We start from the raw sequence: 19,636 nt of genomic DNA on the forward strand, positions 1-19,636 counted from the left end.
ATAATTATGAGCAATATCGTCGCCATAGTAGGTCGCCCAAATGTAGGTAAATCTACTTTTTTTAATCGCTTGATTCAACGTAGAGAAGCTATTGTTGATGCGGTAAGTGGTGTCACAAGAGACAGGCACTACGGAAAAAGTGATTGGAATGGTAAAGAGTTTTCATTAATTGATACTGGAGGTTACGTCAAAGGAAGCGACGATATTTTTGAAGCTGAAATTGATAAACAAGTAGAATTAGCCATAGAAGAAGCCGATGCAATCATCTTTATGGTTGATGTCGAAACGGGCGTAACAGGAATGGATGAAGATGTTGCACGACTTTTGCGTAAAGTTGATAAACCTGTTTTTCTAGCGGTCAATAAAGTTGACAATAGTAAACGTGCTGAAGATGCAGTAGAATTCTATTCATTAGGTTTAGGTGAGTATTATACCATAGCCAGTATAAATGGAAGTGGAACAGGAGATCTTTTAGACGCTTTAGTTGCTGCACTACCTGAAAAAGAGGAGGTAGAAGAAAAAGAAGAATTGCCGCGTTTTGCTGTAGTTGGTCGTCCTAATGCAGGAAAATCATCATTCATTAATGCACTTATTGGTGAAGATCGTTATATCGTTACAGATATTGCAGGTACAACTAGAGATTCTATCGATACTAAATACAATCGCTTTGGTTTTGAATTTAACTTAGTCGATACAGCAGGAATACGACGTAAATCTAAAGTTAAAGAAGATCTTGAATTCTATTCTGTGATGCGTAGTGTAAGAGCCATAGAACATTGTGACGTCTGTCTTTTAGTTTTGGATGCTACAAGAGGGTTCGACGGACAAGTCCAAAACATCTTCTGGTTAGCAGAACGTAATCGTAAAGGTATTGTGATTCTAGTTAATAAATGGGATTTGGTTGAAAAAGATACTATGACCACTCGAGATTTCGAGAAAAAAATCAGAAAAGAAATAGAACCTTTTACAGATGTTCCAATTATTTTTATTTCTGTACTGAATAAGCAACGTATCTTCAAAGCTATTGAGACTGCAGTTGAAGTTTACGAGAATAGAACTAAAAAAATTAAAACGAGCAAACTCAACGAAGTCTTACTCCCTATTATTGAAAATTATCCACCTCCAGCTTATAAGGGCAAGTTCGTAAAGATCAAGTATATTATGCAACTACCAACGCCACAACCACAGTTTGCATTCTTCTGTAATTTACCGCAATATGTTAGAGAACCATATAAGCGTTATTTAGAAAATCAATTGAGAGACCACTTCAATTTTAACGGTGTACCAATAAGTGTATACATGCGTAAAAAATAAGTCCTATTTCAGATTCTGAAAACAAACGACACTTAAGAAAAATTTGTGTTAATTCTGCTTAGTAAAAGCTGATTGTCTTTCTTCAATATAATTACTTATTTACTTTATTTAAAATAGTAGAATAACAAGTAATTAGTAAATTGTTTTTTACAAAAAGTAAAGTAAAATTGACTTTTTGTAAATTTTTATATACATTTGTAAAGTAAAACAAGAAAAATAGTTCTTATGAATAGTAATTACCTGCTACCAAACAAATACAAGATTCCTGGGTGGATTTTATTGACTCTAGGCTTAGTTTTGGGAGTTTATCTTAGTTTTTCAGATTTTGAATCTGATATTCTTAAAACCAAAGTCTTAGCAATTTTCTCTGGAGACCTGCATGTATTTAACGTAAGTACAGCTGCTAAAAACTCATTCTTTAAAATAATTGAGAATAGTGTTATGGACGAGATCTCTGCTCTAGCAATAATTATTGGAGGCTTATTCGTTGGGTTTTCAAAAGAAAAAGTTGAAGATGAATTTATATACAAATTGCGAAAAGACTCATTAGTATGGGCTATAATCTTTAATTATGTCATTTTAGCGTTAACCGTTATCTTTATTTACAATTTTTCATTTTTTAATATTCTAGTCTATAACATGTTTACACCATTGTTGTTTTTTATTATTCGTTTCAATTTTTTAAAAGCCAAAGCTTAATATGAAAAACAACATAAAAATAGAACGAGCCAGACACAATATGACGCAAGCAGATTTAGCAGATAAGATAGGTGTGAGTAGACAATCTATTAATGCCATTGAAAAAGGAAAGTACATACCATCTACTTTATTAGCTATTAAAATTGCAAAATTATTCCAATTGTCAGTTGAAGATTTATTTTTTCTTGAAGAAGGAGAATAATAAGAAAATTCACACGAAAATCATATCCCACTCGTTTAAAATACATAACTAATCCAGCATCAATTAATTAATCACATGAAGCCATACTTCATTTTACTAGCATTTCTATGCAGTTTATTAACGTATTCACAAAACAAATTTTTCAAAATTACTGGAGTTGTTGTAGCTAAAGATAACAAAGAGCCTTTAGAATCTGCAACTGTATATCTTGAACGTGTTAAGGATAGCACATTAGTGACTTACACTATTACAGATAAAAATGGAGCATTTCAAATTGATAGCGAAACCTATGAGGATAAATTAAATTTATATGTGGATTATATTGGTTATCAAACGTATTACAAGCAAGTAAGTATAGACAAATTAGGAATAGATTTAAAGACTATAGAATTAGGCATAGGAAATAGATTGGACGAAGTTGTCATCACATCCAGAGCACCAATAACTATAAAAAAGGATACACTTGAGTTTAACGTTAAATCGTTTAAAACTAAGAAAGACGCTAATGTTGAAGATCTTTTGAAATTACTACCAGGTATTGAGGTTGATGAAGACGGAAAGATTAAAGTCAATGGTAAAGATGTCAGTAATATTCTTGTAAACGGAAAACCATTTTTTGGAGATGATCCAACGATCACTACTCGTAACTTGACTAAAGATATTATTGAGAAAGTTCAAATAACAGATACCAAATCAAAATCTGAAGCTTTTACTGGTGAAGAAGGTGATCAAGAAAGTAAAACGATTAATTTAACTATTAAAGAAGAAAATAATAAAGGTGCCTTTGGCAGATTAGCTGCTGGTGGTGGTACTGATGAACGTTATGAGTTTGCTGGTATGGTGAACGTTTTTAACAATGATAGGCGAGTTAGTGTTTTAGCAGGTGGAAACAATACTAATTCTCCAGGATTCAGTTTTGGTGAAATACAAAAAATGTTTGGTGGTGGTTATAGCATGCGTATGAATAGAAATGGTTCATTTTCAATTGATGGTCGTTCATTCGGTGGAGGAGAAGGTATAACAACATCTCAAAACTTAGGTGCTAATTATACAGATGTTCTTAGTAAGCAGGTAGATGTGAATGCTGATTATTTTTATTCGGGAAGTGACTCTGAGAATGAAACCCTTACTCAGCGAGAAAATATTTTACCAGATTCACGATTTTTTACAGATTCTAAATCGAAGTCAACTAACGAGAGCCAAAATCACAGTGCTAACTTAGGTTTTGACGTAGAAATAGATTCAACTTTCCTAATAAATATAAATCCATCATTTAGATGGTCTACTAGCAACACCTCATATTCGCAAGACGAAAGTACACGTGATGTAGGTAATAATTTAACCAATCAGTCTACAGTTGGTTCTTTTGTAGAAACCGATGCTAGAAATTTTAGTAGTGACATTAACTTAACTAAGCGTTTTGGTTCTAATGGTAGGTTTCTTAAGTTTCAGTTATTTAACGAACATAACGCGAATGATTCGGATGATTTATTAACATCAGAAACCAATTTTTTCAGTTCAACGGATGAAGATATTATTAGAGATCAATTAACCACATCAAAAACAAAGACCAGTATTTTTAGACCTACTGCAACTTATAGAATTCCTATTTTAGCTAAAGAGCTGTTTTTTGATATACAATATGGTTTTAGAGATGAAAAACGAACCAATCTAAGAAGTACATTTGATCGCAATGCAAATACCAATACGTTCGATGATTTTAACCTTGATTTAAGTACTGATTTTGAGTACATTAATAAGGAACATGAACCTTCAGTAAAGTTAACTTATAGAAAAGAGAAATGGTCTACTAGTTTTACTACACGTTATGTAATTAGAACCTTAGAAAATAAAGACTTTCTAAGACCAGAACTGAATTTAAAACGTGATTTTAATGCCATAGAATTGCGATCTTATTTTAGTTATAGATTTAGCGAAAATTCATCATTATACTCTGGGTATTCATTAAATAACATACCTCCAAATTTAAATCAATTACAACCTTTTCAAGATGTATCAAACCCTTTAAATACCATTACAGGTAATCCTAATTTAGAGCCAACAAACAGGCATCGCATTTATCTAGGTTATAACGCGTTTAATTTTCAGAAAAAAACAGGGGTTTACAGTTACGCAAGTATTAATTTTATAGAAAATCAAGTTGTAGCACGAACGATAGTTAATCCAGAAACGTTAAAGCGAACAACTACTTATGCCAATGTAGATGGTGGATATGATGTTTATGGAAATATAAACTACAGTAGATCGATCAAAGTCGATTCACTTAAAACAATTAAATATGACGTTAGCCTTACTGCTAACATAAACAGAAATATAAATTTTAATAATGATGTGGAATATCAAAGTAATGTTACATCATTTACACCGAGTCTAGGCTTGCGATTTATTTTAAAGGATGTCATCGAGTTTCGACCACGATATCGATTAGCTTTTACTAGAAATACTTATGATATAGATACTTTTGAAGATGTAGATTTTTTGAGACATGATTTGAATTTAAATTTTATAACATTTGTTCCTAAACGTTTTGAATGGACCAACACTGTAGATTTTAGCTATAATCCAAACGTCGCAGAAGGGTTTCAAAAAAGTGTCTGGTTTTGGAATTCTACATTAGCTTATTCTATGTTGAAAGATAAGGCATTACTTACATTAAAAGTGTATGATCTTCTGAATCAAAATAACAATGCGAGACGAATAGCAACACAAAACTACATTCAAGATTCTCAGAGTATTGTATTGCAGCAATATTTTATGTTGAGTTTCAGTTGGAAATTTAATAGTTTGGGATCAAAAGGCGAAACACGTGATAGTGGTATTTTCTTTCTTGATTAGTATTTTACCAGCTGCCTCCCGCGCCACCACCAGAGAATCCTCCTCCTCCTCCAAAGCCTCCAAAACCACCTGAAGAGCTGCCACCAAAACCACCACTTCCAAAGCCTCCCGAGCCACGACTATAACTACCACGCCCCATATTGCTTAAAATAATAGCATCAAGAATATCAAATCCGCCAGATTTTCTACCGCCTTTCCCGCCTTTACCACCACGTCTGTTCTTAGAAATAGCTATAAGAAAGATGATAAAGATAATAAACATGAAAAATAAGATCCCGATAGGGAATGAGTGATCATTACTGTGTTGTGGTTTACCTTGGTATGCACCAGCTAAAACTTCAAAAATTGCATCAGTACCTTTGTTTAAACCTTCATAATAATCTCCTTTTTTAAATTCTGGAACAATCACATTTCTTATAAGTTCACCAGTAATTCCTGCAGTAAGTCTATCTTCAACACCGTAACCTGGCGATATCCATATTTTACGATCATCTTTAGCCAGTAATACAAAAACACCATTATCTTCTTTAGCTTGACCAATTTCCCATTTATGTGCCCATTTTGGAGTTAACAAACCTATATTTTCTCCTTTAGTTGTTGGAATTATGACGACTAAAATTTCAGTTGAGGTGCTGTCATTGTAATTTTTTAGCTTATCATATAAAAACTTATATTCAGTTTGAGATAATGTTTCAGTGCTATCAATAACAGGTGGAATAAATTTAGGTTTATTCGGAATGTTATATTGTGCATATGATATTGTTGTACCTATAAAAAGTAAGACTAAAGCTAATACAAAATCAAATCCTATTTTATAGTATTTCATGGATCTCTTATGATGTAACAAAAATTGCATACTATTATCCTTTAGAAATGTGATCAGGCAATTCATTTGTATCTCCATGAAGCCATGGAAAGTGTTGCTCTAGTTGCTTACCCGCTTTCAAGACACCTTCTATCAGCCCTTCTTTAAAATGACCATCTTTAAAGTGAGATTGGATAGTATTTTTTGTAGTGTTCCAAAAGTCGTTTGGAACAATATTATTAATGCCTTTATCACCATAGATTACAAAAGTTCTATCCTCTACAGCGACATAAATCAATACTCCATTTTGTAGTTTGGTGTTGTCCATTTTGAGGTAATGAAAAACTTCCATCGCGCGCTCAAAAGGATCAATAGAAACTGTTTTTTCTATATGTATTCTAATTTCGCCAGATGTATTCCTTTCAGCAGATCGAATAGCTTCAATTATTTCTTTTTCTTCTTCAGCAGTGAGAAAGTCCTCTATTTTAGACATATCTAATTATTGAAGTCAAATTCTACATCTACAGGTTTTTCTGCACCAGTTTCAGCATCAAAGTATGGCTTACTATCAAAACCAAAAACTCCAGCTAATAAAGAATTAGGAAACTCTTTTACATGAATATTATATGGTTTAATGGCTTCGTTATAGCGTGTTCTCGCTGTTTGAATAGTATTCTCAGTGCTAGTCAGTTCATCTTGAAGCTTTAGGAAATTCTGATTTGCTTTTAATTCAGGATATCGCTCAACAGTGACTAATAGCCTTGATAAAGCACTGCTCAAACCGCCTTGCGCTTCATTAAATTGTTTTAATTGTTCTGGTGTTATATTTGAAGGGTCGATCGTCGTTTTAGTCGCTTTTGAACGTGCTTCAATAACATCGGTCAGTGTATTACGCTCAAAGTCTGCTGCACCTTTTACTGTTTTAACCAAGTTACCAATTAAATCGTTTCTTCTTTGATATGAAGTTTGAACATTACCCCATGCCTCATTTACATTCTCATTAAGTTGTACAGCAGTATTATTAAATCCTTTTGCCCATGAGTAACCACCTATTATAATAATTGCAATTATAATTGCAGGAACTAACCATTTTTTCATGATATTATAGTTTTTAAAGTTGTGTTTTAATTTTAATAAGCTGTGCTTTAATCCCTTCTAATTTAGAGATAATTTCAAACGTATTAAGCGTTTGCTGTTTGTTTTCTTTTAAATGTGTTTTAGCGCCTTCTAGAGTGAACCCTCGCTCTTTGACGAGATGATAAATAAATTGTAAGTTTTTGATGTCCTCAGGAGTGAATTTACGATTCCCTTTTGCATTTTTCTTAGGTTTTATGACATCAAATTCTTTTTCCCAAAAACGTATTAAAGAGGTATTAACACCAAATGCTTTGGCAACTTCACCAATACCATAATATCTTTTTTCGGGTAAGTCTAAATGCATTAGTCTAGTGATTGGTTTTCTAATGAAGCTTTCTCCAATAATCTTGCATATTCATCAGCAGAAAGGTTGCCATAGTAAAAATTAATAGGATTGATACGTTCATCATCTTTAAATACTTCATAATGTAAATGAGGTGCCTCAGAACGTCCTGTACTTCCAACATAACCTATCAAATCACCTCGTTTAACCCTTTGGTTTGATCGCACATTATACTTATATAAATGTGCATATAGTGAAAGATAGCCATATCCATGGTCTATTCTAATATGTTTTCCATAACCAGAAGCATTGTTATCAGCTCTTGTTACGATGCCATCTCCTGTAGCATATACTGGAGTGCCACGAGGTGCAGTGAAATCCATTCCAAAATGAAACTTTCTGACTTTAGTAAAAGGATCTGTTCTGTAGCCATAACCAGAAGCCATGTGCTTTAAGTCTTCGTTTTTAACAGGTTGAATAGCTGGTATTGATGATAAGAATTTTTCTTTGTCTTCAGCTAGGATAGCAATTTCGTCTAAAGATTTTGATTGCACCACAATTGCTTTTTGCAAGCGATCTAAGCGCTTATTGCTTTCTATGATTAGTTCTGAGTTATCAAAACCCTCGTATTTTTTATATCTATTAATACCACCAAAACCTGCTCTTCGCTGTTCGATAGGAATCGGGTTTGCTTCAAAATATAATCGATATATGGCATTGTCACGCTCTTCGACGCTTTCTAAAGCGGCAAAAGCATTATCAACACGCTTATTGAGTAATTTGTATTGTAATTCTAAGTTGGTAAGTTCTCTTTTTAGAGCACGTTCTCTAGGTGACTCAATATATTGGCTCGCTAAAAAAACAAATAAAAAACCAAACAAAGCTGATGCTAATATAAACAGCATAGCAAACTTTATAGTAGTTCTTTTTTTACGCTCTATCTTTCGGTAAGAAAGCGTTTCAGAATCGTAATAATATTTTACTTTAGCCATATCTTAAAAAGTTCTATTTTTGCAAGAATAATAGAACGAAACACAAATATATAAATTGTTTCACACTTTGATGTTATCTTAACTTTTGTTTTAGACCCAATCGTTAAAATAAGCATTGTAATTATATAATAAACAAGCATTTAACAACCATTATGACGTCTCAAGATATTCGACAAACGTTTTTAGATTTTTTTAAACAAAAGCAGCACAATATAGTGCCATCTGCACCTATAGTTTTGAAAGACGATCCTACCTTGATGTTTGTTAATTCTGGAATGGCACCTTTTAAGGAATATTTTCTTGGGAATGCACAACCTAAGAATAATCGCCTTGCTGATACACAAAAATGCTTACGAGTTTCTGGTAAACATAATGATCTAGAAGAAGTGGGTTATGATACCTATCATCATACACTTTTTGAAATGTTGGGTAACTGGAGTTTTGGTAATTATTTTAAAAAAGAAGCTATAGCATGGGCTTGGGAGTTACTTACCGAAGTTTATGGCATTGATAAAGAAGTACTGTACGTTACGGTTTTTGAAGGGAGTGATGATAAAGATAACCTTCCTATGGATAAAGAGGCTTATAACTTTTGGAAAGAGTTGGTTCCTAAAGATCGTATTCTCATGGGAGATAAAAATGATAATTTCTGGGAAATGGGAGACCAAGGTCCTTGTGGACCATGTAGCGAAATACATGTTGATATTCGATCTGATGAAGAAAAAGCCAAAGTTGATGGCAAAACATTGGTAAATATGGATCATCCTCAAGTAGTTGAGATATGGAACCTTGTCTTCATGCAATACAATCGAAAAGCAAATGGTAGTTTAGAGAATTTACCTGATAAACACATCGATACAGGTATGGGATTTGAACGTTTGTGTATGGTTTTACAGGGTGTTCAGTCAAACTACGATACTGATGTATTCACCCCTTTAATTAGAGAAATTGAAACCATAACCAACAGTGCTTATGGAAAACAAGAAAAGATCGATATTGCAATTCGTGTGATCTCAGATCACGTTCGTGCTGTTGCTTTCTCTATTGCAGACGGACAGTTACCAAGTAATACAGGTGCTGGTTACGTAATTCGCCGAATTTTGCGTAGGGCTGTTCGTTATGGATTTACATTTTTAGATAAGAAAGAACCTTTTATCTATAGACTAGTTGATGTACTTGTGAAAAAAATGGGGAATGCATTCCCAGAGTTAAAAGAGCAGCGTCAGCTTGTAGAAAATGTAATTAAAGAAGAAGAAACCTCTTTCTTAAGAACTCTGGACCAAGGTTTGGTATTACTTGACCGTATTATTGAGAATGCTGAAACAAAAGAAATTTCTGGAGCTAAAGTATTTGAATTAAAAGATACTTATGGTTTTCCTGAAGATTTAACTGAATTAATTCTTAGAGAGCGCGGTTTTGAATATAATAAAGATGAGTTCCAGAAACGTCTAGACGATCGAAAAGGAGATGGAAGAAGTGCAACTGCAATACAATTTGACGATTGGACCATCTTATTGGAAGATGAAGAGCAAGAATTTATTGGTTACGATACTTTAGAAGCTCAGGTTAAAATAGCTAGATACCGTAAAGTAACATCTAAAAAGGATGGAGAAATGTATCAATTGGTATTTAATATAACACCTTTTTACGCCGAAGGTGGTGGTCAAGTAGGAGATAAAGGTTATTTAGAAGACGCACATGGAGATGTGATATACATCATTGATACCAAACGTGAAAATAATGTTTCAATTCATTTTGCAAAAAACTTACCAAAGCACTTAAACGAAACGTTCACTGCTTCCGTTGATGCAAAACAACGCTACAGAACCGAATGTAATCATACAGCAACGCATTTATTACATCAAGCACTTCGCGAGATTTTAGGAACTCATGTTGAACAAAAAGGTTCAGCTGTACACTCTAAATATTTGCGTTTTGACTTTTCTCATTTTGCTAAGATGACAGTTGAAGAACTAAGGGAAGTTGAAAATTTCGTTAATAGACGAATCGATGGTAAATTGCCATTGCAAGAACAGCGTAACATACCTATGCAACAAGCTATTGATGAAGGAGCCATAGCCTTATTTGGTGAGAAATATGGAGATACAGTTCGTGCCGTTCGTTTTGGCCAATCAATTGAATTATGTGGTGGTACTCATGTCAAGAACACTGGAGATATCTGGCATTTTAAAATTGTATCAGAAGGCGCTGTAGCTGCTGGTATTAGACGTATTGAAGCAATAACTAGTGATGCAGTTAAAGATTTCTATTTCGAAAACAATAGAGCGTATTTTGAAATGAAAGATTTACTTAATAATGCTAAAGAACCAGTTAAAGCACTCCATAACCTTCAAGATGAAAATGCTAAGCTAAAAAAAGAAATAGAGAGCTTGTTAAAAGAGAAAGCCAAGAGTATAAAAAGCGATTTGAAGAATGAGATCACAGAAATAAATGGCGTTCAATTTCTAGCTAAGCAATTAGATTTAGATGCGTCAGGTATCAAGGATTTATGTTTTGAGTTGGGTAGCCAATTTGATAATCTGTTTTTGCTTTTTGGAGCAGAACACAACGGAAAAGCGATCTTATCATGTTACATTTCTAAAGAACTTGTTGCTAATAAAGATTTAAATGCAGGCAATATCGTTAGAGAGCTTGGGAAGTATATTCAAGGTGGTGGAGGTGGTCAACCATTTTTTGCCACAGCTGGAGGTAAAAAACCGCAAGGAATCAATGATGCTTTACAAGCTGTAAAAGCATATATACAATAAGAATCGTCAAAATATCAACTGGATGAACGTACATTTCATAGCCATAGGAGGCGCAGCAATGCATAATTTAGCCATTGCATTGCATAATAAAGGGTATCATGTTAGTGGAAGTGATGATACGATATTTGATCCTTCAAAATCTAGATTAGAAGCAAAGGGATTACTACCCGAAAACTTTGGCTGGTTTCCAGAAAAGATTACGACATCTCTTGATGCAATTGTATTGGGTATGCATGCTAAAGCTGATAATCCAGAGTTGTTAAAAGCTCAAAAACTAGGGTTAAAAATTTATAGCTATCCAGAATTTCTATACGAACAATCAAAGTATAAAACCCGAGTTGTTATTGGTGGTAGCCACGGTAAAACAACTATCACATCAATGATTTTACACGTAATGCACTATCATGATAGAGATGTTGACTATATGGTTGGTGCCCAGCTTGAAGGCTTCGATGTGATGGTGAAACTTACTGAGGATAATGACTTTATTGTTTTAGAAGGTGATGAATATTTAAGCTCACCAATAGATAGGCGACCAAAATTTCACTTATATAAGCCTAATATTGCTTTACTGAGTGGTATTGCTTGGGATCATATCAATGTGTTTCCCACATATGACAATTATGTAGAACAATTTTCAATATTTGTTGATAGTATTACCAATGGCGGAAGCATTAATTACAATGAAGAAGATCTTGAGGTGAAACGCGTAGTTGAAGCAAGCGAAAATACCATTCGAAAATTAGCTTATCACACACCTGCCTATCGAGTTGAAAACGGACAAACGTTATTAGAAACTCCTGAAGGTGATTTACCTATAGAGGTTTTTGGCAAACACAACCTTAATAACCTTGCCGGAGCCAAATGGATTTGTCAGCACATGGGCATTGATGAGGATGATTTCTATGAAGCCATATCAACATTTAAAGGCGCAAGTAAACGTTTAGAGAAAATTGCAGAGAATTCTAAAAGTGTTGCCTATAAAGATTTTGCGCACTCTCCTAGTAAAGTACAAGCAACAACAAAAGCAGTGAAAGAACAATATGAAACTAGAACTCTAGTAGCCTGTCTTGAACTGCATACCTATAGTAGTTTGAATGCTGAGTTTTTAAAAGAGTATAAAGGTGCTCTCGATGCTGCAGATGTTGCTGTAGTATTTTATTCACCACATGCAGTCGAGATTAAAAAATTAGAAGAAGTAACACATGAACAAATAGCAGCTGCATTTGAGCATGATGACTTGATCATCTATACCAATCCTGAAGATTTTAAACAGTTCTTGTTTTCTGAAAATTTTAACGATAAGGCACTACTGCTCATGAGTTCTGGTAACTATGGTGGTTTAAACTTTGATGAAGTAAAACAATTGATAAACTAGATAAATACTTTATCTAAAAACTGTTTGATACTTTCTTGATTTGCTTGTATCAATTGAGTCCTTGCTGCCTTGGTGTCGCTTGGTTTTTTATCTTGAGATAATTTAAACTTACCCTCCCAATTAGTAATGGAGATTTCAAACATTTTTATATAGTTTAAATTTCTATTAAGTCTTGGATTGTCTGGTTCTAAGATATATTTATGATCTGGAGCCTCTAAGAATTCAGTCATTGTAATTAGTGATTGTTTTAAAGCCGCATTACTCTCAATAGCTTGAACTGTTCCTTTTAAATGCACTTTAATATAATTCCACGTTGGCAATTGTGTGGTACCGTAAACACTTGGTGAGATGTAACATTGTGGACCAGAAAAAATAACAGTCACTTCCTTATTACCTTTCAATAGTTTTGCTTGAGGGTTGTAAATATCTATATGACCTATAAGTTTTTCGTTTTCAAAGATCAAAGGTAAATGTGTTACTAAAGGCTCATTTTTATCTACTGAGATGAGTGTTGCTAATGGATAAGCCTTTATAACTTCTATAAGATGATCTTGGTTGTCGTCTAGATGATACTTTGGTGGATAATTCAAAACTACAATTCGTGTATTACAAGGTTTAATCGTCTAAATTTATTGCACCTGAAAGTTACAATATATATCTTTATCTCATGCACGATAAAACAGCTTCGTTTTCAATAAAGAATTGGTCACAAGATGACCAACCACGTGAAAAGCTCAGAGACAAAGGCAGGCTTACTTTGAGTGATGCCGAATTGATTGCGATCTTAATTGGTTCAGGTCATCGAAATGAAAGTGCTGTGGCATTAAGTAAACGTATTTTGGCTACCGTTGATAACAATCTCAACGAATTAGGTAAGTTGTCTTTAAATCAATTGATGGCATTCAAAGGTATTGGCGAAGCCAAAGCGATTTCAATTACAGCTGCTTTAGAACTAGGGCGAAGACGCAGAAGTGAAGGAGTACTAGAGAAAAATAAAATCACCTCGAGTAGTTCAGTATTTGAATTGATGCAACCTATCATAGGTGAATTGTCTCACGAAGAGTTTTGGATCATTTATTTAAATAACTCTAATAAGGTCATACAAAAAAAGCAATTGAGTAAAGGTAGTATTACAGGTACACTAGTAGATGTTAGATTAGTACTTAAAACAGCTCTTGAAGTTGGTGCTGTGGGCTTGATATTAGTTCACAATCACCCATCAGGAATGATAAAGCCAAGTCAATCAGATAAAGCAATCACAGTAAAATTAAAAGGAGCTGCACATAGTATGGATATTAAAGTTTTAGATCACCTTGTCATAACTGAAAAAGCCTATTTTAGTTTTGCTGATGAAAATATGTTATAATCAATTAGTTTATAAAAAACGTAAATGCTACTAGTATATACCCATAAGATCACACCAAGATTACGTTATACATTTAAACACCTATGTACTCGAATTTTAGGTATCCCAGTGTCTTTTACCACGATTATAGAAGAATTCATTGCTCATGACAGCTTGAAAATGTCTTATACAAGACAACCTTTGGGGAATGAGATATTTATAAAAAATCACGAATTACTTTTTGAACAAGGGCTTTCTGATATCGATATTAATGTACAAAATTGGGAGTACACAAAAGGGTTTTTTAGCACTGGAGAAAAAAGCGCATTGCCATTTGATATTTTTGCTGCTTCATTTTATTTGTTAAGCCGTTATGAAGAATACCTTCCACACGTTAAAGACAGTTATGGAAGGTTTACTGCTTCTGAAAGCTTAGCTTTTAAACATCAATTTTTAAAGCAACCAGTAGTAGATATTTGGGCTTATAAACTGAAAGAACTACTCGAAGACAAATTTGAAAACTTTTCTTTTCCTAACAGAGTCTATAATGTACAACCCGTTGTAGATGTACCTATGGCCTATTATTTTAGACAAAAAGGACTTATAAGAACTATAGGAGGCATATTCAATGATTTGTTTAGGCTGCGCTTAAGACGACTCTATCAAAGGTTTTTGGTGTTGTCTGGCTTTAAACGTGACCCTTACGATACTTTCAAATGGATCATCAACAAGCAAAAGCATAGTCAATTTAAGTTTCTGGTATTCTTCTTAATAGGCGGTTACTCTACTTTTGATAAGAATATAAACATCAATAAAAAGCAATTCGTATCGCTTATCAAATCCGTTGCTGATTATTGCAATGTTGGATTAAAAGCGTCCTATTTTGCTTTAGATGATATCGCTGTATTAAAGAAAGAGAAGAAGAAGATTGAATCTATCACAAATTATGAGCTGCAAGCTACACGTCATTCATTTTCTAAGTTAAATCTCCCAACATCCTATAGGAATTTAATAGAGCTTGAGGTAAATCAAGATTTTACGATGGGTTATATAAACGAATTAGGGTTTAGAGCTGGTACGTGTACTCCTTTTTTATTTTATGATCTTGATTATGAAGTACAAACGCCTTTGCTAATCAATTCATTTCATTGTATTGATGCTGCATTACTCAAACAACAATCACTATTAGACAAAAAGCAAGAGTTACAACGCTTAATACATCAAGTAAAACTTGTAAATGGTACATTTACGCCAATATTTCATAACTATAGTTTTAGTGATGATGCTAGATGGGAAGGTTATAGAGAATTATTCACAATTATATTAGATTCTGCCAATGAAAATTAAAGGAATTAAACATGTGTTTTTTGATTTAGATCATACACTTTGGGATTTCGATAAAAACTCAGCACTTACATTTTATAAAATTTTTGATGTTCACCAGCTCAATCTCGATGTGAAACAATTCTTATCTGTTTATGAACCCATAAACCTCAATTACTGGAAATTGTACCGTGAAGAAAAGATAGACAAGAAGAATCTTAGGTATAAACGCTTGAAAGATACATTTGATGCTATCGAGTTTAAAGTAGCAGATGATACAATACATCAACTTTCTGAAGATTATATTACATATCTCACAACATTCAATCACCTATTTGAAGGGACTTTTGAAATTTTAGAACATTTAAAACCAAATTATGAATTGCATATTATAACTAATGGTTTTGAAGAAGCACAACATAAAAAAATGAATAATGCTAATATTTCGCATTACTTTGAAACGGTTACAAATTCTGAGATAGCGGGTGTTAAAAAACCAAATCCAATTATTTTTGAACATGCTTTAGAGGTTGCAAAAGCAAAACCGCAAGAAAGTATTATGATAGGTGATAATATTGAAGCCGATATCATAGGTGCTCTAGACGTAGGTTTTGAAGCAATTCTTTTCAATTACCATAACTTTGAAGCTGAACCACATATCAAACAGGTTAATGAACTGTTGGATTTAAAAATGTATCTTTAGCACATAATATATTAACAAAATATCAATTTAATATAACCTCAAAATGAATAAGCTTTTTTTAGTTATAATACTAGCTTTGGTCTTTGTTTTTAAAGGTTCTTCTCAGGAGGAGATCAATAGCTATAAATACATTGTAGTACCTCAAAAATTTGCTTTCTTGAATAAAGCTGATAAATTTCAAATTAACTCTTTGACAAAATTTCTATTCAATAAACATGGATATACTGCTTTTTTTGAAGACGAAGATTTACCATTAGATTTAAGAGACAATAGGTGTTTAGGTTTAAAGGCTAATGTAGAGAAAGTTAAAGGAGGTTTTTTAAGTAGCAAGATACAAATTCATCTTATTGATTGCGATGGCAAAACTGTAGCATCATCTCAAGTAGGTGTAAGTAAAGAAAAAGAATATAAGGTAGCCTATAATCTTGCTTTGCGGAAAGCTTTTGAAACCTTCAAATTGTTTAATTATAAGTATCAGCCTGACCCTAATATTCTCTCCCGACAACTTAATGATAGAACTGAAAATAAGTTTAACAACATCAAAAAAGATGAAGAAGAACAAAAAGAGATAGAGCGTTTAAAACAGGAAATAGAAACACTTAAGAAAAAAGAAGCTCCAGAAGAAGCCGTAGATAAAAAAATAGAGATGGTTGAAGTTGAAAAAACAATAAAACCATTAGAGCCAACAAAAAAAGTTGTTAAAACTACTACAAAAGCTGATTTACTTTATGCTCAACCAACAGAGAATGGATTTCAAATTATAGATACCGAGCCTAAAAAAGTAATGATGTTACTCTATTCAGGACTACCAGATACATTTATAGTTGAAGGTGAAGATGCAATAGTCTACAAAAAGGGAGAGCACTGGATTTATGCTGAAAATAATGGTAAAACATTGAAGACAAAAGTTGTTACTATTAAATTCTAATTATTGAAGTAGGGGTTATCCAGTTTAATAATCGTACTTATCCTTCCAACGAGCTTTTAAAAACTCACGTTGTACATTTTCTCTAGCATTTTCTCCAGGGTCATATAGCTTAGTATTTTTAATTTCATCTGGAAGAAACTCATGCACTATAAAATTATTCTCATATTTATGAGCGTATTGGTAATCTTCACCATAGCCTAATTCTTTCATAAGCTTAGTAGGCGCATTACGTATAGATAAAGGTACAGACAAATCTCCGGTGTCTTTAACCAATTGCTGAGCCTTTCCAATAGCTTCGTATGCAGCATTACTCTTTGGAGATGTTGCCAAATATGTAGCGCATTGACTTAATATGATTCTTGATTCCGGATGCCCAATTGTGGATACTGCCTGAAATGTACTATTTGCAATAACTAAGGCTGTAGGATTTGCATTACCTATATCTTCACTGGCTAATATAAGTAAGCGTCTAGCGATGAATTTAACGTCTTCTCCACCTTCTATCATTCTTGCTAACCAGTATACCGCAGCATTAGGATCGCTGCCTCTAATAGATTTTATAAACGCTGAAATAATGTCGTAATGTTGTTCGCCTGTTTTATCATATCTAACAGTATTGCTTTGAACACGTTTTGTTACAACATCATTAGTAATTATAATTGCTTCCTTTTCATCAAACGAAGTAACTATAAGTTCAAATAGGTTTAAGAGTTTTCTGGCATCACCACCAGATAAGCGAATTAGTGCTTCGGTTTCCTCTATTGTTATGTTTCTATTAGATAGAATAGAATCTTCCTTTACGGCACGATCAAGAAGTGTTTCTAAATCTTCCTTTCCAAATGAATTGAGAATATAAACCTGACAGCGGGATAATAATGCTGGAATAACTTCAAAACTAGGATTCTCAGTCGTAGCTCCAATAAGTGTCACCCATCCTTTTTCTACCGCTTGCAATAATGAGTCTTGTTGAGATTTGCTAAAACGATGAATTTCATCAATGAAAAGAATAGGATTTTTCGTTGTGAACAAGCCTCCACTTTTTTTGGCTTTATCTATAACTTCTCTTATGTCTTTAACACCAGAGTTTATAGCACTTAATGTATAGAAAGGCCTGTTAGAAGTAGTAGCAACAATATTAGCTAAAGTCGTTTTTCCAGTACCTGGAGGTCCCCAAAATATCATTGATGCTATTGCACCTTGGTTTAATTGTTGTGTTAATACGCCAGTTTTACCAACTAAATGCGATTGACTTAAGTAGTCATCAAGTGTTTGTGGACGCAATCGTTCGGCTAGAGGTTCATTCATGATGTAAAATTACAAAAAACGTATGTGACAATATTTCATAGTTTTAATAAATGGATAGTATTTTGATAATAAAGTTTTAAATTTAGTCATGAATAGTGATCAACAACATTTTAAATACTCTACTGGAGTTATAGCATATCCTATTTTTTTTGTACTTTCTATATGGATTGTATTTTGGATGCAAGTGCGATTTTTTCCCTCTATTAAGCGGTTTGGTGTGTATCCTCAAAAGCTTGAAGGTTTATTAGGGGTTTTTACCAGTCCATTAATACATTCAGATATACAGCATTTATATCATAACAGTATTCCCTTATTTATATTATCAGTAGCATTATTTTATTTCTATCGGAAAATATCATGGAAAATTATTTTGTATGGAATTGTATTGTCTGGTTTGATCACTTGGATTATTGGTAGACCCGCTAATCACATAGGAGCTAGTGGTTTGATTTATGTTTTGGTTAGCTTTATCTTCTTCAAAGGCGTTTTTGCAAAGCATTACAGATTAGTAGCATTGTCTTTGATGATTATTTTTCTGTATGGAAGTATGATTTGGTATGTCTTTCCAGTTAAGGAAGGTATGTCATGGGAAGGCCATCTAGGTGGATTGATTTCTGGTTTTGTATTCGCTATCATTTTTAGAAAATCTGTAGCTAAACCTGAACGTTATGTCTGGCAGCAACCAGATTATAATGAAGACGATGATCCATTTTTAAAGCATTTTGATGAAAACGGAAACTTTATAGAAAACCTTGACCCCGAAGTTGGAGAAGCATCTTATACAAAAGCGACTAATGAAATAAATCAAAAAATAAATTACATCTATAAACCTGATAAAGATTAAAGACGTTGTCTAACTGCCTCGTAGAGAAATGCACCACAAGCAACAGAAACATTTAATGAAGCGATCTTACCTAAAATTGGAAGTTTACTTTTTTCGTCTACTATTTTTAAAACCGAAGGATTAATACCCTTTCCTTCAGAGCCCATAATAATTGCGCAAGGTTCTTTAAATGATGTATCATAAATAGTTTGCTCAGCTTTTTCTGTAGCTGCAATAACCCTTATCCCAGAGGCTTGCATGTAAAAAACCGCATCTTTTATATGGTCTACTTTGCATATTGGAATTTTAAATATGGCTCCAGCACTTGTTTTTATAGTGTCGCCATTAACTGGAGCACCTCCTTTTTTTTGTATTATAATACCAGATACACCAGTACATTCTGCAGTTCTAATTATAGCACCAAAATTACGAACATCACTTAATTGGTCTAAAAGAAGAAAAAGGGGTGTTTTACCAGACTCAGTTGTATGCATTACTAAATCTTCAATATTGTAAAACGTGATTGGAGCTATTTGTGCTACAGCACCTTGATGATTCTTTTTTGTGAGTTTATTTAGTTTTTCAACTGGCACATATGATGCGTTGAGACGCTCTTTTCTTAACAGGCTTTCTAGCTCACTAAATAAATCTCCGCGTGATCCTTTTTGAAGAAATATTTTGTCAATATTTTCTCCTGATTTTATAGCTTCTATAACAGCTCTGATACCAAAAATTGTAGTCTCTTTTTCCATGCGATAAAGGTATAAAAAACCTA

At 33.3% G+C, this 19,636-nt stretch carries 19 protein-coding genes; 11 read left to right on the forward strand and 8 right to left on the reverse strand.

Features of this window, described 5'->3' with window-relative positions:
* Window positions 1–6 precede the first annotated feature (6 nt).
* The 4 genes from der to Q0876_RS10495 all read left to right on the forward strand — a co-directional run bounded on the left by der (window position 7) and on the right by Q0876_RS10495 (window position 5,071).
* A complete protein-coding gene (der, locus tag Q0876_RS10480) occupies window positions 7–1,314 on the forward strand; it encodes a ribosome biogenesis GTPase Der (protein WP_299227394.1) in 1,308 nt (435 codons plus the stop codon).
* Between the two features lie 225 nt (window positions 1,315–1,539).
* Complete coding sequence (locus Q0876_RS10485) at window positions 1,540–2,013, forward strand: hypothetical protein (protein ID WP_299227396.1); 474 nt, start codon at window positions 1,540–1,542, stop codon at window positions 2,011–2,013.
* A 1-nt stretch (window position 2,014) separates the two neighbouring features.
* Window positions 2,015–2,215 carry a helix-turn-helix transcriptional regulator gene (locus Q0876_RS10490; protein WP_299227398.1) on the forward strand — a complete coding sequence of 67 codons (201 nt, stop codon included), beginning with the start codon at window positions 2,015–2,017 and terminating at the stop codon, window positions 2,213–2,215.
* A gap of 75 nt (window positions 2,216–2,290) precedes the next feature.
* Complete coding sequence (locus Q0876_RS10495) at window positions 2,291–5,071, forward strand: outer membrane beta-barrel protein (protein WP_299227400.1); 2,781 nt, start codon at window positions 2,291–2,293, stop codon at window positions 5,069–5,071.
* 4 nt (window positions 5,072–5,075) lie between these two features.
* Here the strand turns inward: Q0876_RS10495 and Q0876_RS10500 are convergent, their stop codons facing one another.
* Genes Q0876_RS10500 through Q0876_RS10520 form a run of 5 tightly spaced genes read right to left on the reverse strand, consistent with a single transcriptional unit; the run spans window position 5,076 to window position 8,288 of the window.
* Window positions 5,076–5,897: a YgcG family protein gene (locus tag Q0876_RS10500; protein ID WP_299227403.1), complete on the reverse strand. Its 822-nt coding sequence runs from the start codon at window positions 5,895–5,897 to the stop codon at window positions 5,076–5,078.
* A gap of 34 nt (window positions 5,898–5,931) precedes the next feature.
* Window positions 5,932–6,369: a TPM domain-containing protein gene (locus tag Q0876_RS10505; protein WP_299227405.1), complete on the reverse strand. Its 438-nt coding sequence runs from the start codon at window positions 6,367–6,369 to the stop codon at window positions 5,932–5,934.
* A 2-nt stretch (window positions 6,370–6,371) separates the two neighbouring features.
* Window positions 6,372–6,974 (reverse strand): LemA family protein, encoded by a 603-nt coding sequence (locus tag Q0876_RS10510; protein ID WP_299227408.1) that lies wholly within the window; start codon window positions 6,972–6,974, stop codon window positions 6,372–6,374.
* Between the two features lie 13 nt (window positions 6,975–6,987).
* Complete coding sequence (locus tag Q0876_RS10515) at window positions 6,988–7,317, reverse strand: MerR family transcriptional regulator (RefSeq protein WP_299227411.1); 330 nt, start codon at window positions 7,315–7,317, stop codon at window positions 6,988–6,990.
* Window positions 7,317–8,288: a M23 family metallopeptidase gene (locus Q0876_RS10520; RefSeq protein ID WP_299227414.1), complete on the reverse strand. Its 972-nt coding sequence runs from the start codon at window positions 8,286–8,288 to the stop codon at window positions 7,317–7,319. Before Q0876_RS10520 ends, Q0876_RS10515 begins: the two co-directional genes overlap by 1 nt.
* A gap of 152 nt (window positions 8,289–8,440) precedes the next feature.
* Between Q0876_RS10520 and alaS the strand changes: the two genes are divergently transcribed.
* Both alaS and murC read left to right on the forward strand, forming a co-directional pair.
* Window positions 8,441–11,056, forward strand: coding sequence for an alanine--tRNA ligase (gene alaS, locus Q0876_RS10525; protein ID WP_299227417.1), 2,616 nt, complete (start codon window positions 8,441–8,443; stop codon window positions 11,054–11,056).
* Between the two features lie 22 nt (window positions 11,057–11,078).
* Window positions 11,079–12,434 (forward strand): Mur ligase family protein, encoded by a 1,356-nt coding sequence (murC, locus tag Q0876_RS10530; protein WP_299227419.1) that lies wholly within the window; start codon window positions 11,079–11,081, stop codon window positions 12,432–12,434.
* Here the strand turns inward: murC and Q0876_RS10535 are convergent.
* Complete coding sequence (locus Q0876_RS10535) at window positions 12,431–13,024, reverse strand: FMN-binding negative transcriptional regulator (protein ID WP_299227422.1); 594 nt, start codon at window positions 13,022–13,024, stop codon at window positions 12,431–12,433. The genes murC and Q0876_RS10535 overlap by 4 nt on opposite strands.
* A 77-nt stretch (window positions 13,025–13,101) precedes the next feature.
* Here Q0876_RS10535 and radC point away from each other — a divergent pair, with 77 nt between their 5' ends.
* The 4 genes from radC to Q0876_RS10555 are packed head-to-tail and all read left to right on the forward strand — an operon-like array spanning window position 13,102 to window position 16,733.
* Window positions 13,102–13,800: a DNA repair protein RadC gene (gene radC / locus Q0876_RS10540; RefSeq protein WP_299227428.1), complete on the forward strand. Its 699-nt coding sequence runs from the start codon at window positions 13,102–13,104 to the stop codon at window positions 13,798–13,800.
* A gap of 24 nt (window positions 13,801–13,824) precedes the next feature.
* Window positions 13,825–15,126, forward strand: coding sequence for a polysaccharide deacetylase family protein (locus tag Q0876_RS10545; protein WP_299227431.1), 1,302 nt, complete (start codon window positions 13,825–13,827; stop codon window positions 15,124–15,126).
* On the forward strand, window positions 15,116–15,805 hold the full coding sequence (locus Q0876_RS10550; protein ID WP_299227435.1) for a YjjG family noncanonical pyrimidine nucleotidase: 690 nt from the start codon (window positions 15,116–15,118) through the stop codon (window positions 15,803–15,805). Before Q0876_RS10545 ends, Q0876_RS10550 begins: the two co-directional genes overlap by 11 nt.
* Window positions 15,806–15,848: 43 nt before the next feature.
* Window positions 15,849–16,733, forward strand: a complete 885-nt coding sequence (locus Q0876_RS10555) for a hypothetical protein (RefSeq protein WP_299227437.1) — start codon at window positions 15,849–15,851, stop codon at window positions 16,731–16,733.
* A gap of 24 nt (window positions 16,734–16,757) precedes the next feature.
* Here Q0876_RS10555 and Q0876_RS10560 read toward each other — a convergent pair whose 3' ends face one another.
* Window positions 16,758–18,038 carry a replication-associated recombination protein A gene (locus Q0876_RS10560; protein WP_299227438.1) on the reverse strand — a complete coding sequence of 427 codons (1,281 nt, stop codon included), beginning with the start codon at window positions 18,036–18,038 and terminating at the stop codon, window positions 16,758–16,760.
* An 88-nt stretch (window positions 18,039–18,126) separates the two neighbouring features.
* Here Q0876_RS10560 and Q0876_RS10565 point away from each other — a divergent pair, with 88 nt between their 5' ends.
* Window positions 18,127–18,882 carry a rhomboid family intramembrane serine protease gene (locus Q0876_RS10565; RefSeq protein ID WP_299227440.1) on the forward strand — a complete coding sequence of 252 codons (756 nt, stop codon included), beginning with the start codon at window positions 18,127–18,129 and terminating at the stop codon, window positions 18,880–18,882.
* On the opposite strand, the gene rlmB is transcribed toward Q0876_RS10565, so the two are convergent.
* A complete protein-coding gene (gene rlmB / locus Q0876_RS10570) occupies window positions 18,879–19,613 on the reverse strand; it encodes a 23S rRNA (guanosine(2251)-2'-O)-methyltransferase RlmB (protein ID WP_299227442.1) in 735 nt (244 codons plus the stop codon). The two genes, Q0876_RS10565 and rlmB, sit on opposite strands and share 4 nt — an antisense overlap.
* Between the last annotated feature and the right edge of the window lie 23 nt (window positions 19,614–19,636).

The sequence above is a fragment of the uncultured Psychroserpens sp. genome (assembly GCF_947503375.1).
GTDB lineage: Bacteria > Bacteroidota > Bacteroidia > Flavobacteriales > Flavobacteriaceae > Psychroserpens.

Excerpts from the sequence above, each read along its gene's own strand:
- der (WP_299227394.1), top strand. The coding sequence starts at position 7 with ATGAGCAATATCGTCGCCATAGTAGGTCGCCCAAATGTAGGTAAATCT.
- Q0876_RS10485 (WP_299227396.1), top strand. The coding sequence starts at position 1,540 with ATGAATAGTAATTACCTGCTACCAAACAAATACAAGATTCCTGGGTGG.
- Q0876_RS10490 (WP_299227398.1), top strand. The coding sequence starts at position 2,015 with ATGAAAAACAACATAAAAATAGAACGAGCCAGACACAATATGACGCAA.
- Q0876_RS10495 (WP_299227400.1), top strand. The coding sequence starts at position 2,291 with ATGAAGCCATACTTCATTTTACTAGCATTTCTATGCAGTTTATTAACG.
- Q0876_RS10500 (WP_299227403.1), bottom strand. The coding sequence starts at position 5,897 with ATGAAATACTATAAAATAGGATTTGATTTTGTATTAGCTTTAGTCTTA.
- Q0876_RS10505 (WP_299227405.1), bottom strand. The coding sequence starts at position 6,369 with ATGTCTAAAATAGAGGACTTTCTCACTGCTGAAGAAGAAAAAGAAATA.
- Q0876_RS10510 (WP_299227408.1), bottom strand. The coding sequence starts at position 6,974 with ATGAAAAAATGGTTAGTTCCTGCAATTATAATTGCAATTATTATAATA.
- Q0876_RS10515 (WP_299227411.1), bottom strand. The coding sequence starts at position 7,317 with ATGCATTTAGACTTACCCGAAAAAAGATATTATGGTATTGGTGAAGTT.
- Q0876_RS10520 (WP_299227414.1), bottom strand. The coding sequence starts at position 8,288 with ATGGCTAAAGTAAAATATTATTACGATTCTGAAACGCTTTCTTACCGA.
- alaS (WP_299227417.1), top strand. The coding sequence starts at position 8,441 with ATGACGTCTCAAGATATTCGACAAACGTTTTTAGATTTTTTTAAACAA.
- murC (WP_299227419.1), top strand. The coding sequence starts at position 11,079 with ATGAACGTACATTTCATAGCCATAGGAGGCGCAGCAATGCATAATTTA.
- radC (WP_299227428.1), top strand. The coding sequence starts at position 13,102 with ATGCACGATAAAACAGCTTCGTTTTCAATAAAGAATTGGTCACAAGAT.
- Q0876_RS10545 (WP_299227431.1), top strand. The coding sequence starts at position 13,825 with ATGCTACTAGTATATACCCATAAGATCACACCAAGATTACGTTATACA.
- Q0876_RS10550 (WP_299227435.1), top strand. The coding sequence starts at position 15,116 with ATGAAAATTAAAGGAATTAAACATGTGTTTTTTGATTTAGATCATACA.
- Q0876_RS10555 (WP_299227437.1), top strand. The coding sequence starts at position 15,849 with ATGAATAAGCTTTTTTTAGTTATAATACTAGCTTTGGTCTTTGTTTTT.
- Q0876_RS10560 (WP_299227438.1), bottom strand. The coding sequence starts at position 18,038 with ATGAATGAACCTCTAGCCGAACGATTGCGTCCACAAACACTTGATGAC.
- Q0876_RS10565 (WP_299227440.1), top strand. The coding sequence starts at position 18,127 with ATGAATAGTGATCAACAACATTTTAAATACTCTACTGGAGTTATAGCA.
- rlmB (WP_299227442.1), bottom strand. The coding sequence starts at position 19,613 with ATGGAAAAAGAGACTACAATTTTTGGTATCAGAGCTGTTATAGAAGCT.